The following is a 15715-nucleotide window of genomic DNA, read 5'->3' as shown; positions in this document are numbered from 1 at the left end:
TTAAAATCGCGTACTTTTGTGGCAAAAAAAGTGTGAGCAACGTCCTGATCATTGACGACGAAGACAATCTTCGAAAACTTTTGGCCCGTGTGGTGGAGTTGGAGGGCTATGCCGTTTTTCAGGCCGGCACGGCAAAAGAGGGGCTCAGGGTTTTGCAAAAGGAAACCATTCACGTGGTCATTTCCGACGTGAAACTTCCCGATGGCAACGGTGTGGACCTTGCCGGAAAAATAAAGCAGGAACACCCGGGTGTGGAAGTGATTGTGCTCACCGCCTACGGCACCATCGAAGACGGCGTGAAGGCCATGAAGAACGGCGCGTTCGACTACCTCACCAAGGGCGACCACCAGGAAAAAATAATTCCACTGCTGAGCAAAGCTTCTGAAAAAGCGAAACTCCAGCAACGTGTGCTCAACCTGGAGCAGCGCCTGCAGGACAAATTTGGTTTCGACAACATCCTGGGCAAAAGCAAAGCGCTGAAAGAGGCCGTGTTGCTCGCCCAAAAAGTGGCGGCCACCGACACGAGTGTGTTGCTGCTCGGCGAGACGGGCACGGGCAAGGAAGTTTTTGCGCAAGCCATTCACTATGGCAGTCCACGTGCAGCCAGAGCGTTTGTGGCACTCAACTGCAGCGCGTTTCCCAAAGATCTTTTGGAAAGCGAATTGTTTGGTCATGCGGAAGGCGCATTCACCGGTGCTACAAAATCTAAGAAGGGCTACGTGGAAGAAGCGCACGAAGGCACGTTGTTTCTCGACGAAATCGGCGAGATGAACATCGACCTTCAGGCCAAGCTCCTGCGCGTTCTTGAAACGGGCGAGTTCTATCGGGTGGGCGAAAGCAAACCCCGAAAAGTGAACGTCCGTTTTGTGGCCGCCACCAACCGGAACCTGGCGCAGGAATCGGAGGCCGGACATTTTCGAAAAGATTTGTACTACAGGCTTTCGGTTTTCACCATCGCCCTGCCTTCGTTGAACGACCGCCGCGACGATATCGCGTTGCTGGCTAACTTTTTTGTGACCCAGTTTTCATTGAAAACAAACAAACGCGAACCCGTTGTGAAGCCGGCCTTCATCCAGGCACTGGAACAACACGTGTGGAAAGGAAACATCCGCGAACTAAAAAACGTGATTGAACGCAGCATCATTCTTTCCGACGGCGAACTCGATGCCACCGTGCTCCCATCCGAATTCAACACAACCCTCGTGAACAACACCGCCCTGGACCTTGCGTCGGTAGAAAAACAGCACATCAAAAAAATGCTGGAACATGCCGGTGGCAACAAAACACAAACGGCCAAGCTGCTGGGCATCGGCCTCACCACGCTCTATCAAAAAATAAAAGACTACGAACTCTGATCGCGTAGGCAACACCTTCTTAACCTGAACAACCATGAACAAAATCAACTGGGGAATTATCGGCTGCGGCGATGTGTGCGAGGTGAAAAGCGGACCGGCGTTTAATAAGGTGAACAACTCGTCGCTGGTTGCCGTGATGCGACGCGATGCCGACAAGGCTAAAGACTATGCGGCACGTCATCACGTTCCAAAATTCTATAGCGATGCATCTCAGTTGATCAACGACAGCGAGGTGAATGCCATCTATGTGGCCACGCCGCCATCGACCCACGAACAGTATGTGGAAGAAGCGCTCAAAGCGGGCAAGCCGGTGTATGTTGAAAAACCTGTCACCATCAATAGCGCTTCGTGCGCGCGAATGATTGCGCTTGCAAAAAAGTATAACAACAAAGTTTCCGTGGCGCACTATCGGCGCGCACTTCCGCTTTTCACTACAGTGAAAAATTTACTGGAGAAGAATGTGATTGGGAAGATTCGTTTTGTTCGGATCAGCGTGCTTCAGCAACCCAAACAGAAATACACAAACACCCAGGAGCCATGGCGACTGGACCCGAGCTTGTCGGGTGGCGGTTTGTTTCACGATCTGTCGCCGCATCAGCTCGACATTCTGTATTGGTTGTTTGGTGAGCCGGTGTCGTCTTCAGGTCGCTCGTTCAACCAGGCTGGGCTGTACAATGCTCCCGATGTTACCACGATTGATGCCAGCTTCCGAAACGACATTCTGTTTCAGGGAATCTGGGCATTTAATGTAGCTGAAAATTCGCGGGAGGATGTTTGTGAAATTGTCGGCGAAAAGGGGAAGCTTCGGTTTTCATTCTTTATCAACTCCGACCTGCATGTAGTAACGGACAAAGGCACCGACACGGTGGCTATGAATTTCCCGGTGAACATTCAGTTGCCCATGATTGAATCGGTCACAAAATACTTCAGAGGCGAAGGCCCCAACCCCTGTTCGCTAGACGAAGCTCTCGTCACCCTTCGCATGATGGATAAAACACTTTCGTGAAAGTGACACGATCTCACTTCTTCCACAACCGGTCGTTCACCACTTTGCTTAACACTTCGGTCTGATAGTTCCGGCTGATGGGGATGCGATGTGTTTGAATGACGATGTCGTTGTTTTCGATGGCTTCAATTTTAGGGATGGAAACAATGTAGCTTTTGTGCACGCGGATGAATGCGCTGGCGTCCAGTTTTTCTTCGATGCTTTTCAGATAAAGCAACGTGATGTATTTTCCTTTTTGCGTGTGAATGGTGATGTAGTTTTGCATTGCCTGGATGTAGAGAATGTCGTCGAAATAGATCTTCTCGTATTTATAGTCACACTTAATAAAAAAATAGTCGATCGCGTCGGCTTTGGGTGTGCTGCCGGTTGCATTGTGCAAGAGTTGATGATAGTCTTTTGCTTTGTTTATCGCTTTAAAAAACCGGTTAAAGGTGATTGGTTTAACCAGATAGTCGAGCACGTCCAATTGAAATCCTTCGAGGGCATAGCTGGGATAGGCCGTGGTGATGATAACAATGGGAGGGTTGGGCGTCATTTTCAAAAACTCGATGCCGTTGATGACGGGGGTCTCTATATCGAGAAACACGAGGTCGACCGGTTGTTCGTCTGCAATGCGCGTCAGGTCCATCGGGTTTGTGCCCGTGCCCACAAGCTGTAGAAAATTCACTTCCTTCACATAGTTTGCAATGCACTCGCGGGCCAGCGGTTCGTCATCTATGATCACACATTTCAGCATCTCGGCACAGGTTATGAATTTATTTTAAGAACAGTGTCTTCCGCCATCGCGGGCATTTCAATAATTTTTCGTTCCTGAAGATCCAACGTCAGGCTCACATAGAACGCGGCGTTTTCTTCCCGAATAGAAAGTTGATGACCGTCGGGATAGAGCAAATCCAAACGTCGCTTCACATTCTTCAGTCCAATGCCGCTGTGCCGCATAAACTCTGTCGATGAGCTGTGGAGCAACGATGTGCTGTTTGATATTTCCAGTTGCAGTTCGTTCTCCTTTAAACGCAGCGTCAAATCAATCCAGTTGGTGATGTCGCGGTGTTTGGAAACGTGTTTGAAAGCGTTCTCTACGAAAGGCATAAGCACAAAAGGTGCGATGATGAGGTTGCCCGTGTGCAGAATTTCCACCTGTTGCGACAAAGTCACTTCGTTGTGATCGTGACGCAGCTTCTGCAATTCGATAAAGTTCTCCAGATAATTCAACTCCTGGTTAAGCGGAATCTGTTGTTCGTTGCATTCATACAGCTGATAACGCAATATGTCTGAAAATTTTGCCAACGACTCGGAGGCCATCCTGGGGTTTTTGTTGATCAACACAAAAATGGAATTGATTGTATTGAATAGAAAATGCGGATTGAACTGCGACTTCAGAAACTTCAGTTCTGTTTCCAATTTCTCCTTTTCCAATTCCAGCTTTGCTTTCTCTAACGCCTGCTCGCGCCGTTTCGATTGAATCCAGTTTTTGGTGAGCTTAATGCTCATGCCCAACGTTGTGCTCGCCACTGTAGACGGCAACGTGTTTATCTGAAAGAAATACAAATACTGTTCAGGTTTCCGTTGGTAGAGTTCCTCAAATGTGCTTTGCGAAATCCATGCACTCACATAGTAGCCCGGAACAATCAGCGTTGCCGTCACCAAAATGGTGCCCAGCAAACAGAACATATATTCTACAAAGCGGCCTTTCTCCAGGAAACGTGGAATCAGAAAATACAGATTGAAGTAGACACCGATGGCCTGAAAGATCACATAGAAGCAATACTTAATGGAATAGGCCGAAAAGAAAATGTTGTTGGCGGCATGCCACGCACTGCCAATCGTTACCGTCCACCACAGGTAATGATACACAAACCAGAAGGGCAGGTGATGGAGCTTGTATTTAAAGATCCAGTCGAACTTAGATGCCGTGAGCGTCAATGGATTTATGATTTTACGTGCCCGAACCTGTGGCGGTCTATCCACCAACCTACTAAAATAATCAAAATCCATATCATCGTGTGAACCAACACCACAACCGGGGCTAAAAAATTGCCCAACAAACACGTTTCATTGACGACAGGCGATTTGTGTTTAACGCATTGCCCCTCGCACAACATACAAATCGCCACATGTTGTTCAGCAAGTATACGCCGCACGTCAGCAAATAAGTTTTCCCTCGCGTCGGGGTTCCCGTTCATTTACTTCGGGCACCAACACCAAATTCCGATATCATGAAAACTGCATTCCTCTTCTTTGCGTTTGCGTTCGTCGCGCTCAGCACTTTCGGACAAGTGTCGGGCAAGCTAACAACCGCCAACGGCGAACCCTTGCCCTTTGTCAATGTGCTGCTCCTGAATGCTGCCGACAGCGCCCTTGTGAAAGGCATAATGAGCACAGCGCTTGGTGAATATAGGATTGAAAATGTTCCGGGTGGAACCTACATGCTGCGCATCACCGCCATCGGATATAAATCCTATCACTCGCCATCATTTTCGTTAACCACTCCCAATGCAACCAAGGTGTTCGAAACCTTGGTGCTGGAAGAAGACGCGCAGCAACTTGCCGAAATTGTGGTGCAGGGAGAGAAACCGTTGTATCAGCAGGAGATCGATCGCACGGTCATCAACGTTGAGAATAGTGTGCTTACCAAGGGGAGTTCTGCATTGCAGGTGCTGGAGCGATCGCCGGGTGTTTTTGTCGACATGCGAAACAACAGCATTGCACTGAATGGAAAAAGCAGCGTCATGATCATGCTCAACGGCAAGCTTGTGCGCCTGCCCGCCGCACAAGTGGTGGCCATGCTGAACGGTATGAGCGCGAACAACATCGAAAAAATAGAACTGCTCACCACGCCGACCTCCAAATACGACGCCGACGGCAGCGCTGGCATGATCAACATCGTGTTAAAGAAACGGGAAGAGATTGGCACCACGGGGTCGTTTTCTGCCACAACGGGTTATGGCTGGAAGGAAAAAGGTGCTGCGAGTGTCAACCTCTCCCACAATACTGGAAAAGTGAATCTGTATGGCAGCTACGCATTCCTGCACAACCGGCAGCGCGACGGCTGGGTGGCACAAAGCACACAGAACATGCCGGCCTTTGGAGGCGAGCTGAGTGTTGATGTGTCGAGCATGCAAAACCAGAATGCCAACAGCCACAACGCCACGCTGGGGCTGGACGTGAACGCCACCAGCAACACCACTTTTGGTGGCAGCGTGACCTACAACAGCAGTCGCATTGCACGCGAGGTTTTTAATCGTGGCAACTACACCATCGTTGCCTCCGATTCGCTGCTGGTGATGCGCGCCGACATTGCCGGAAACAGCCGCTGGCGCAACACCATCGCCAGTGTCTTTCTTGAACATCGCTGGCGCGAAGGTGAGTCGCTGAACATCGATGTTGACTACCTGGGCTATGACATTGAAAACCCAACCGATGTCAACACGGTTTTTTTCGATCGCGAAGGCAACGAGGCCACACCCAGCGGTTCCATTTTTTCGAACCGTCAACGGGGTGTTTCTTCTTCGCCCATACACGTGGGTGTGGCTAAGGTTGACTATGCAAAACAGTTTTCCAAGGGTGTCAGGTTTGAAGGTGGTTTGAAGGGAACGTTCACCCGAAGCACCAGCACGTCGAGCATCGAAACGTTAGAGAACAACGAATGGGTGAGCAGCCCCCGCTACCTGAACGACACCGACATGCGCGAATGGATCGCCGCTGGCTATGCGTCCATGAATGTGCAACTAAATGCTTCCACCAGTCTGATGGCCGGCGCGCGCTACGAATATTCACACACGTTTGCCAATGCCGACAAGGACGAAAACAAGATCGACCGTCGTCTTGGCAAACTGTTTCCCAGCGTGTTCCTCTCTAAAAAACTGGGAGAGCAATCGGAGCTGCAATTTTCATACACCAAAAGAATCAGTCGTCCTTCATTCAACGACCTTGCCTCATTCTTATTCTACACCGACCCCATGTCGGTGGCCACGGGCAACCCCGCGTTGCAACCCACCGTCACAAACAATTTCAAAATTGGCTACAATCACCACGGCTACTCGTTCTCGCTCACCGCCAGTCGCGACGATCATCCCATCGTGCTCTACCAGGAAAAAGAAAGTCCGGCGCGCGACCTCATGTATAACCGCCCCGAAAACATGGCCTATCAAAACAACCTCACGTTCCAGGCCACGTTGCCATTCACCGTGGCCAAATGGTGGACGATGACCTATAGCTATGTGGGCGGCCTTCGCCAGTTCAAACTCGATCACACCCAAGAGAAGCTGGTGAAAACCTACTTTGCCTATTCCTTCAACGGCAGCCAGACCTTTAGCCTGCCCAAGAATTTTTCGCTGGAGCTTTCCGGATGGTATAACTCCACCCAATATGACGGGTCGAAAAAACTAGACGGGTTTGGGATGCTCAATGCGGGCATCAAGAAGGATTTGAACAAAAACTGGGGAAGTCTTCAATTGTCTGTCACCGACATTTTCAAGTCGATGCGCGTGAGCGGCTACTTTGGAACGATTACGGAAGAGGCCTTCTCTTTAAAAGCTCATTTTGTTTATGGCGCAGAGTCAGCCAACAACCGCATTGTGAGACTCACCTATTCCAAATCGTTCGGCAATGTGAAAGTGAAAAGCAAAAGTTCGCGCGACGGCACATCGAAAGACGAGCGCGACAGGATAAGAAGAAACTGATCCGCGTCATCGTCAGGTCGCGCTTTGCTTCAATGTTTTTATTTCGGCTTCCAGTTTGGCGATGTAGTCTTGCTGCGACGCAAAGGCGTCTCCAATTTCTTCCAGCGTATAGCGCGGTGTGATGTGTTGCGGGCAATTCCAGTCATAGGCTTTCACGTGCAGCACCACCATGCGTTCCGGTCGAAACTTGTAGTTCTCCAGGTCTAGCTTTTCAAACAACGCGGGGTCGTCCTTCAGTTCAACAACTTCTGCTTCCGCGTATAATTTGAGACGCGTGCGGGTGGGATAGTCCATCAGAATGAGCGACACTTTGTTGTTTGTTGCCAGGTTGCCAACGGAGATGTATTGCATGTTGCCTCTGAAATCAACAAAGGCCAGCCGTGTGGAATCAATCGTTTTCAGAAATCCTTTGGGGCCTCCGCGAAACTGGATGTAGGGAAATCCATTTGCCCCAAGTGTTGCCATATAGAAACTGTCGCGCTCGGCAATGAAGGCGCTTTCGTTTTCTGTGAGTCCATCCGTTTGCGATTGCCTTTCCCGGCGGGCATAGTTGGCCCGGCTTCCTGCTTTTTCCTGAATCTTTCGGGCTGCGTCCGAGAATGCCAGTGTTGAATAGTTCATAGCACTTTTTTTGGTTAGATTGTTATCACAACTTCACTTCCTTCCGTCAATCGTATCAACACTTTTTGTTGTGTTGGCCATCAGACAAACCGTGGTTTGTATAGCACTATTTAGAGATTTCGCGACTCCCGTTCAAATTCTGGTTACTGAATTCGATGCTAAAGTTCAATAACCACTTTACCCTTCGCCGTACGGTTCGCCATGGTTGCATAGGCATTAGCTGCAGTTTCTAAATCATAGTGTCGTTCATCCACCAGCGGCACAATCTTTCCGGCTTCAATGAGCGCCGTTGCCTGCTTCAAAATGTGGCCGTGGTGCGCCCGTTGTTTTCCGCTGATGAGCGGGTACAGTGTAAATATTCCCGAGTAGGTGGCGCTGCGGAATGAGAGCGGCGCGAGGCTATGCGTGCCCCAACCCAATGCGCTCACCACACGACCTTTATACAGTTTCACTGCCGTGAAAGAAGCGTCGAGTGTGGCGCCGCCCACGGTGTCAAACACAACATCAAAACCTTCGTCGTTGGTGTATTGCGCGAGATACTGTTCTTGTTTTTCGGAGATGTAGTCAACTGGTTGAGCGCCCAGCGCACGCAAATAGTTCATGTTACTCGCCGATCCGGTTGCAAACACCTGTGCACCTTTTGCCCGTGCAAGTTGCACCGCCACATGGCCCACGCCGCCCGCGCCACCATGAACCAACACGGTTTCACCCTCATGCACACCGGCCCTGTCTACCAATCCTTCCCACGCGGTGATCAGCACCAGGGGCAATGCGGCTGCTTCCTTCATGGAGAGATTTACTGGCTTATGCGCCAGCAACTCCGCATCCACCGAGGCATAATCGGCCAACGTGCCTTGCATGCCCCCCACACCGCCAACCATGCCAAACACTTTATCGCCGGCTTTGAACGATGCAACGCCATCGCCAACGTCTTCAACAACACCGGCCATGTCTATGCCCAGCGTGGCGGGGAGTTTTGTTTGCGCGTGGCCTGCCTGACCCGCCATGATTTTCAGATCCAACGGGTTGAGACCAGCGGCCTTGATGCGTACCAACACCTCACCTTTTGCGGGCACAGGTTTTTGCACAGTGTGCATGGTTAAGGGAGAATTGTAGACCTCAAGCACCAAGGCCCGCATGGTTTTGTGCGATGTATTCATAGTGTGTTTGCGTTTTGTTCGATGCAAAATTGAATCATCGGGGAGGCAAACGTGTTGTACTAATTTTCGTAAAGGGTGTAACTTTATTGTATGGTCAAGGACAATCTCTACGAGCCCTTTCAGATCGTGCTGAAAGAAGTGATGGACAAATGTCCACGGCTGGAGCATGCCCACAGTTTTTTTGAACTTGTTTATATCGTTTCCGGAACGGGCAAACAGGTCATCAACAAAACCAAGGTCGACTATCGCGCCGCCCACCTCTTCCTGCTCACGCCCGAAGATTCGCATGTCTTTGAATTTGAAACACCCACACAACTTTTGTTTATCCGTTTCACCAAGTCCTATCTCGGCACAAATGGTCAGGCCCATGAAACGTTGAATCGTCTGGATAACATTCTCAGAAACGCACGCCACGAACCGGGTTGCATCCTTCATTTGCACGCTGACCGAAACGTGGTGAAGGCCATTATGGAAGCCATCGTGCAAGAGCATGAACAACATGGCCTTTATCACGAAGATCTTTTGCGGCACTATGTGAACACCCTGTTGGTGATTGTGGCCCGCAACATTTCACAACGGTGGCCCGATGCCATTCACGAAGGAAGCGACGAAAAAGCTGTAGACATTCTTCACTACATTCAAAGTCACATCCACGAACCTGATAAATTAAAAGCCGACATCATCGGCGCGCACTTTGGCATTTCGGAAACGTATCTGGGGCGATACTTCAAAAAACATTCGAACGAAACGCTGCAACAATACATCACAAACTATAAACTGACGCTCGTTGAAAACCGGTTGCTGCACACCAACATGCGCATCGGCGAAATTGCCGATGAACTGGGCTTCACCGACAAAAGTCACCTAAACAGAATTTTTAAAAAGCACAGGGGAATGAATCCTTCCGCGTTTAAAAAAGAAAAATCATAGAAGCATGATCACGCGTGTTTGATTTCGCGCTGATACCTGAAGAACCTTTGCGACATGGGCACCAACAAAATGCCGGCAATGGCAAACGCGATAAATGCATTCTTCAATCCAAACGCCTGCGCGAGATAACCAATGAGGGGTGGCCCAAGAAACGCACCGGCAATGCCATAGGTGGCAATGATGGAAATGGCCATGCCCGGTGAATATTTTCGCGATGTGGCCGCTAACGAATACGTCATGGGGATGACTGCCGCCGAGCCAAAGCCCACCAAACAAAATCCAATCATCGAAGGCCAGAACGACGGGAACACCACCGCCAGACCGATGCCGATAAAAATAAATGCTGCGCTCATGTTAAACGTCTTTTCCATACCCATCCGCTCCACAATACGGTCGCACGCAAAACGTGAAAGCGCCATAAACACCATGAAGTTCAGATAGCCTAGAGTGAAAATTTCTTGCTTCACTACCTCTTTGAAAAAAATTCCGCTCCAGTCAAACATGCCGCCTTCACAAATCGAGGCCAGAAAAACCAACACACCCAGATAGACAATGAACGGATCGGGTTTTGCCAACATCAGTTTGTTGCCCGCCGGTGCCTTGTCGTTGCGCAGCAAAAACCGATAGCAATAGACCGTTGCCAACAAAATGACCACCGACACCATGAGCAGGTGGTTGGCGATGCCCACATCGAGTGTGAGCAGCAGCGTGGTGAAGCTAACACCCGCAATGCCTCCGGTGCTCCACAAGCCGTGAAACGATCCGTTGATGTTTCGGTTAAATACTTTCTGAAGGTGAAGCGCCTGTGTGTTCACTGAAATATTCACCAACCGCATGGTGAACGCCATGAAGCACAACGACACAATGAGACCGATCTTGGTGGTGGAAAATCCGATGCACGACAGCGCCACCGACAGCGCACAGAACGCGGCTACCAACGGCACCCGGCTGTCGTAGCGCGACACCAGCCATCCCGAGATGGGCAGGCTCACCAATGAACTGATGGGCATGAACAACAAAATGGTGCCCAGCTCGGCTTCGTTGAATCCAAAAAATGTTTTGATGGTGGGAATGCGCGATGCCCACGTAGAAAAGCAAAAGCCCGAAAGAAAGAAAAATACGTTCAGAAAAGCGCGCTGCCTTTTCGGTGAGTCCATTGGCTGGTGTATTCGGATGCAAATATCACAATCCTGGCAGGATATATACGCTGAACGGTGGTTAAAAAATCGCTGACGGAACCGATAAAAAGAAAATGCCCGTCGATGATTCATGTTTCATCAACGGGCACTTTGCCTGCGGGCTTCAGCCCACTAGTTTTTCTTTTTCTTCAGGAAGTTCTGAATCTTCTGCTTGGCTTCGTCCTCCACTTTCTTCTGAACATCTTCGGTGGTTACAGGCTTTGCTTTGGCCGTGTCGGCTGCTGCGGTTTTGGTGGTGTCTTTCTTTTTGCCACCCAGCAAGTCGCCCACAATCTTTTCGGCGTCTGTTCCTTTCACAGCTTTTTCGATGGCCTTCGCGCCTTCTTCTTTGGCTACGTTGGTCACTGCCTCTTTCACCTGTGCCTTCTGGTCGTCCATGAGCAAGGTGGGTTTGGGATTGGTATAGTTGCCACCCAGACCGATGGTGACGGGCACGTTGCCGTTCGGATCGGTTTTGCCGCTGGTATTTTTAGCGATGAAGCTGTTGAATTCCGAGCCGAGTTTTCCGGCGGGCACATCCATCTTCAGGGTGTAGGCCAATGAACCATCGAGGCCGGTGCTTCCGGCGACTGTGGTTTTATAGTTACCAAACTTCACGTCGAAGGGCTGCACGCTGAGGCGACCATCTTTGATGCTGGTAGACATGAGCACATCTTTCAACGTCACTTCATTGGTGTTCTCCAGTTTGGTGAGCGAGGTGATGCCCGAAATCAGTTTGCTTTGGGTCAGGGCTGCCTGCGCAATCTTCACCAGACCTGCGCCGTTCACCGTGGCCATGTTGGGCATCATGGTTTTGAGAAGTTCGCCGCTCACTTTAAAGTCGGTCGAGAAGTTTCCATTCACAAGGCCGGCAATGGGTGCATAGCTCTGCACGAGCGACGACTTGTTGGCGGCTTCTTTCATCGACACGCCGTCGATCTTGAGACCGAGATCATATTTAGGATGTGCAATGTTTTGGGTGTTGTAGGTTCCGTTCACCACAAACGATCCGCCCAGCATGTTGAAGCGCAGGCCGCTGAGGTTGGCCACGCCGTCTTTCACAATCACATCGCCAGAGGCGTTTGTCATGTTGTAGTCCATGAACACAATTTTTTGAACATTAGACTTCAGCACAAAGTCAATGTTGTCCGGCACGGGAATCACGCCAAAGCTCGCGGTGTCGGTGGCCGTTGTCGTTTCTGTGTCGGTCATAAACTCGTTGAGGTCGAGCAGGCCCGACGTGAAGTTCACATTGCCCTTGATAGTTTCATTTTTACCAAACACATAGCCCAGGTAGTTCAGCACCGAACCGTTCACACTGAAATCGCTGCGGCCGATTTTTCCGTTCAGCTTTTGCAAGTCAATTTTCTTTGGATCGAAAACCATAGACGCTTGCGACAGCGTGACGGTGGGAAGATCTTTGGTGATGTATTTGAAATCCGTTAACGATGCCGTTCCGCTGGTGGGCAGGCGATCGTATTTTTCGGCTTGCACGTCAGAATATTTTCCTTTTGTTTGAATGTCGGCTTTCACTTTTCCGGCCAGCGTCATGCCTTCCAACGGGAACACTTTCGTGATTTTTTCCAGGTCGATGCCGCCTTTTGCTTTCAGATCCCACGTGTAGTCATCCAGGTTTTGCAGCAACAGGTCGGCGTTAAAACGTTCGCCGTCCATCAGCATCGACAGGTCTTTCACCGTGATGAAGGTCTCGGCCAATTTGCCCGATGCGTTTTTCACTGTAGAGCTAAATTTCAAATCTTCGAGGGGAATCGGAAACTGCGACGACTTCACAAAGCCGTTTGCCAGCGACATCGATGCATCGATGGCAGGAATGGTTTTCTTCAAACTGTCATACACACCTTTGGCGCTGAGGTTGAGCGCATAGTTGCCTTTCATGTCGAGACCTTCGAGCGGGAACATTTTGCTCAGTTCCGCCAGATTCAGCTTGGCCATCACGTTGGCGTCTACATTGGTGGGATACATTTTGGTGATGAGTGCTTTCGCATCCACCGGGTTGGAACCAAAATCGAGGTGAAGTTTTTTCAAGTCGATCACGGTGTTGTCGATCACGCCGTCTTTGTTATCGATCAACAAATCGACGTTGATGTTGTTGATGGCGGTGGGCAGTGAGGGGTATTTGAACATGGCGTCTTTCACCAACAGGTTCACGTTGAACGCGGGCATCTGTTTTTCGCTGTATGTTCCTTTCACAAAACCATTAAAAGCCAGGTCGCCCTTGGTCTCGATGTCGCCAAAGCTTTGTGTATACATGCCGGGCACCAGCGACAACAAGCTCTTGAATGAATTTTCAGGGCTCTTGAACGCGATGTCCATTCCAAAATCTTTTTCATTCATTTTAAACCACCCGTCGAAGCTCATGGCAAAGTCGTTGATCTTGGCCGAGTTCTCTTTGAAGGTGTACTTTGTGTATTGTTCGGCGATGGAAATCACCGCGTCGATGTCAACATGTTTGTTGGAGAGGTATTCGGTTCCGTCAAACACCACGTTCACCGTGTCGGCAACCGTTTTTGTTTTCAAGTCAAACACATCCTGGGTGAAGTCGCCACTGCCGGAGTGGTTCAAGCCTTTCAGTTCCATTTTGAAGGGGAGCGATTTGTCGTTGTAGACCACGCTGCCTTCTACGATTTCCCAATGGTCGATGCCAAACGAAAATTCGCTGGCACCTTCGTCGGTCACCACGGTGTCGGCCGAGGGGATGGCGATGTCGTAGTTGGCGCGGCCATCTTCGAGCACCGTCACGTTAATGATGGGGCGCACAAGCGAAATGCCTTTGATGCGCAATTGTGATCCAAACAAAATAGCTTTCAGGTTCACTTCCACTTCAAATTTTTCGGTGGCAAAAAGCACTTCGCCTTCAAAGGGGGCGCGGTTAATAACACCCAGATCGCTCATCTCGGCAGTGATGTTGGGGAAATTCCGGAAAAGTGTGAGGTTGAATTTATCGACATCGAACACCACATCGGCGTTCACCGACTTGTCCAGCTCTTTCTTTATGGCAGCCTGGATGTCATCCTTAAAAACAATGGGAATGATGAAAGCTGCGGCCAATACCAGCACAATCAGTCCACCAAGAACAATAAAGGTCCATTTAAGCGCTTTTTTCATATAGGAATAAGTAATTATTTGAATAACGATTCAAGGGCCAAAGTTACTAAACAGAAGTTTAAAAACTGCCTAACGGAAAAGCGCCTTAAAATTGTGTAATCGCCGTTTAAAGATTTTATCATCTTTTCCGGCCCGGATGTTTCTAAAAGAGCTTCAAGAACCAATCCATCAGTTTTTTCACCAGGGGGGTGTAAGGCGGGTAGAAAGCTGACACAGACGTGAAGCCGCCGCGTTGCTTCAGGACGGCCTTTTCGTTGGAGAACGCGAGAAATCCTGCATGGCCATGCGACTTGCCCACACCGCTGTTGTTCACGCCGCCAAAGGGAAGATCGTGGTGCATGAAATGGATGCCGCAATCATTTACACACACGCCACCGGAACTGGTTTCGCGCAACACGCGATCCTGTGTTTTCTGATGGTTGGTGAAAACATAGAGCGCCAGCGCCTTGGGCTTACTATTAATAATGGCCAACGCGTCCGACAGATTTGCATAGGGCACAACCGGCAGCACGGGCCCAAAAATTTCCTCTTCCATCACGCGCGCATCCAACGGCACCGACGACAAAATCATGGGATGCACAAAACGTGTTGCCGCGGTCACGGCCCCGCCATATTCAATCCTGGCACCGCGCTGCACAGCGTCTTGCAGAATGCCGTTCAGTCGTTCAAAATGTTTGTCGTTCACAATACGGCAATAGTGCGGCGACGTCTCAAAAGTCTGGCCTGTTTCCGTGAAAAGTTTTTTGGTTTGTTCGATCAGCTCACGCGTAAACTCCGGGGCAACTTTCTCGTCCACCAGCACATAGTCGGGGGCAAGACAGGTCTGGCCGTTGTTTAAAAATTTGGTGAACGCCGTGCGCCGTGCAGCGTCTTTGATGCGCGCGGTGTCGGTAACAATCACGGGCGATTTGCCACCCAGTTCCAGCGTGACCGACGCCAGGTTTTCGGCCGCGGCCTTCATCACCACTTTGCCAATGGCCGGGCTGCCCGTGAAAAAGATGTGATCAAACGGAAGGCCAAGCAACGTCTGCGACACTTCGGGGCCGCCTTCAAACACGGAGACAACCTCTGGCTCAAAAATTTCCTCCACCATTTTCCGGATCAAGGCCGACACATGCGGTGTCATTTCCGAAGGCTTTATCACCACGGCATTGCCCGCTGCCAACGCCGACACCAGTGGACCGAGGCACAGACTGAGCGGATAGTTCCAGGGCGATATGATGAGGCAAACACCTCGGGGTTCATACTGTATGAAAGAGCGCGTGCCCACCAGGGTGATGGGGGCGTCGATTTTCTTTGGTGTTGACCATTGTTCAACATTTTGCAGTGCATACTTGAGTTCGCCGAGCACGTGAAAAATTTCGATGGCGTCCACTTCGGTGGCATTCTTCCGGAAGTCGTCAAACATGGCCGTGTGAATGTCTTGCCGGTGGGCGTGAAGCCACGCGCGGAGCTTCATTAAACGGTTTTTACGGTTTTGGAGGGGCTCTGTTCGCAGGGTTTGCGCGGTGGTTTTGTGCCGGGAAAAAGCCGCCACGAGGGGCGCGGTGGTCGATGGGTTTGCTATTGCCTCCATACTTCAAGATAGCCAAAATTCAGCCATTCGCCCTAATACATTACGCCCAGGTTACGAGTGATTGACTTTTGTTATGTATAT

At 50.2% G+C, this 15715-nt stretch carries 11 protein-coding genes; 4 read left to right on the top strand and 7 right to left on the bottom strand.

Annotated features, from left to right (window positions below):
* Positions 1 to 32 precede the first annotated feature (32 nt).
* Both JI741_RS12055 and JI741_RS12050 read left to right on the top strand, forming a co-directional pair.
* Positions 33 to 1355, top strand: a complete 1323-nt coding sequence (locus JI741_RS12055) for a sigma-54-dependent transcriptional regulator (RefSeq protein WP_202009629.1) — start codon at positions 33 to 35, stop codon at positions 1353 to 1355.
* 34 nt (positions 1356 to 1389) lie between these two features.
* Positions 1390 to 2361 carry a Gfo/Idh/MocA family protein gene (locus JI741_RS12050; RefSeq protein WP_202009627.1) on the top strand — a complete coding sequence of 324 codons (972 nt, stop codon included), beginning with the start codon at positions 1390 to 1392 and terminating at the stop codon, positions 2359 to 2361.
* A gap of 13 nt (positions 2362 to 2374) precedes the next feature.
* Here the strand turns inward: JI741_RS12050 and JI741_RS12045 are convergent, their stop codons facing one another.
* Complete coding sequence (locus JI741_RS12045) at positions 2375 to 3097, bottom strand: LytR/AlgR family response regulator transcription factor (RefSeq protein WP_202009625.1); 723 nt, start codon at positions 3095 to 3097, stop codon at positions 2375 to 2377.
* Positions 3098 to 3108: 11 nt separating this feature from the next.
* On the bottom strand, positions 3109 to 4284 hold the full coding sequence (locus JI741_RS12040) for a sensor histidine kinase (protein WP_236676012.1): 1176 nt from the start codon (positions 4282 to 4284) through the stop codon (positions 3109 to 3111).
* A gap of 293 nt (positions 4285 to 4577) precedes the next feature.
* Here JI741_RS12040 and JI741_RS12035 point away from each other — a divergent pair, with 293 nt between their 5' ends.
* Entirely contained in the window at positions 4578 to 7043 is a 2466-nt protein-coding gene (locus JI741_RS12035) for a TonB-dependent receptor (protein ID WP_202009621.1), read from the top strand.
* A 12-nt stretch (positions 7044 to 7055) separates the two neighbouring features.
* Here JI741_RS12035 and JI741_RS12030 read toward each other — a convergent pair whose 3' ends face one another.
* Positions 7056 to 7664, bottom strand: a complete 609-nt coding sequence (locus JI741_RS12030; protein ID WP_202009619.1) for a pyridoxamine 5'-phosphate oxidase family protein — start codon at positions 7662 to 7664, stop codon at positions 7056 to 7058.
* A gap of 158 nt (positions 7665 to 7822) precedes the next feature.
* Entirely contained in the window at positions 7823 to 8824 is a 1002-nt protein-coding gene (locus JI741_RS12025; protein ID WP_202009617.1) for a zinc-dependent alcohol dehydrogenase family protein, read from the bottom strand.
* Positions 8825 to 8914: 90 nt separating this feature from the next.
* On the opposite strand from JI741_RS12025, the gene JI741_RS12020 reads away from it, so the two are divergent.
* A complete protein-coding gene (locus tag JI741_RS12020; protein WP_202009615.1) occupies positions 8915 to 9754 on the top strand; it encodes an AraC family transcriptional regulator in 840 nt (279 codons plus the stop codon).
* Between the two features lie 8 nt (positions 9755 to 9762).
* Here the strand turns inward: JI741_RS12020 and JI741_RS12015 are convergent, their stop codons facing one another.
* The 3 genes from JI741_RS12015 to JI741_RS12005 form a co-directional block, all read right to left on the bottom strand.
* The gene (locus tag JI741_RS12015; protein ID WP_202009613.1) at positions 9763 to 10911 is read right to left on the bottom strand and encodes an MFS transporter; all 1149 of its coding nucleotides are present in this window, start codon (positions 10909 to 10911) and stop codon (positions 9763 to 9765) included.
* A gap of 153 nt (positions 10912 to 11064) precedes the next feature.
* Positions 11065 to 14058, bottom strand: coding sequence for an AsmA-like C-terminal region-containing protein (locus JI741_RS12010; RefSeq protein ID WP_202009611.1), 2994 nt, complete (start codon positions 14056 to 14058; stop codon positions 11065 to 11067).
* A gap of 142 nt (positions 14059 to 14200) precedes the next feature.
* Complete coding sequence (locus tag JI741_RS12005) at positions 14201 to 15634, bottom strand: aldehyde dehydrogenase family protein (RefSeq protein WP_202009609.1); 1434 nt, start codon at positions 15632 to 15634, stop codon at positions 14201 to 14203.
* Positions 15635 to 15715 lie beyond the last annotated feature (81 nt).

The organism is Chryseolinea lacunae, from assembly GCF_016735595.1.
Lineage (GTDB): Bacteria > Bacteroidota > Bacteroidia > Cytophagales > Cyclobacteriaceae > Chryseolinea > Chryseolinea lacunae.
The sequence above is the reverse complement of the archived record's forward strand: the minus strand, read 5'-3'. Positions and strand labels throughout refer to the sequence as shown.